This window comes from Mesorhizobium sp. M7A.F.Ca.AU.001.01.1.1, from assembly GCF_004022735.1.
GTDB lineage: Bacteria > Pseudomonadota > Alphaproteobacteria > Rhizobiales > Rhizobiaceae > Mesorhizobium > Mesorhizobium ciceri.
Genome location: NZ_RZPF01001352.1, coordinates 1 through 480 on the forward strand (window position 1 = coordinate 1; position 480 = coordinate 480).

A 480-nucleotide genomic window follows, 5' to 3' on the forward strand; every position below is an offset into this window, starting at 1 on the left:
GGTCAGGAAGACATGGCTCGGCCGGTCGCGCCAGACGAGCTCGTAGTCGACCGGCGTCTTCTTGCCCTGCCGGTACTTCTTGCGCCTGGCCGCCTGGTCGAGCCGGTTGTGGATTTCGGCCTGCAGGGTCTCGTCCGTCCAGGTGTCGTTGAAGCGGATGTTGAAGGTCGCGGTCGCTTTGGCCGGGATGACATTGGTGGCCGGGTTGCCCACATCGATGGAGGTGACCTCCAGATTGGTCGGCTGGAAATCCCTGGTTCCCTTGTCGAAAACCGGATGCAGCAAGGCATCGACCAGGCTCATCAGCCCGCGCACCGGATTGTCGGCAAGCAAGGGATAGGCGACATGGCCCTGGCGGCCATTGACGGTGACGGCGCCGGACATCGAGCCGCGGCGGCCGATCTTGATCATGTCGCCCAGCGCATCCGGGTTGGTCGGCTCGCCGACGACAGAGGCATCCCATTTCTCGCCCCTGGAAGC

The 480-nt window shown here is 64.4% G+C and carries 1 protein-coding gene; it reads right to left on the reverse strand.

Annotation, left to right across the window (positions count from 1 at the left end):
* On the reverse strand, positions 1-480 hold a 480-nt coding region (locus tag EN884_RS38125; RefSeq protein WP_164895525.1), incomplete at both ends, for a peptidase dimerization domain-containing protein.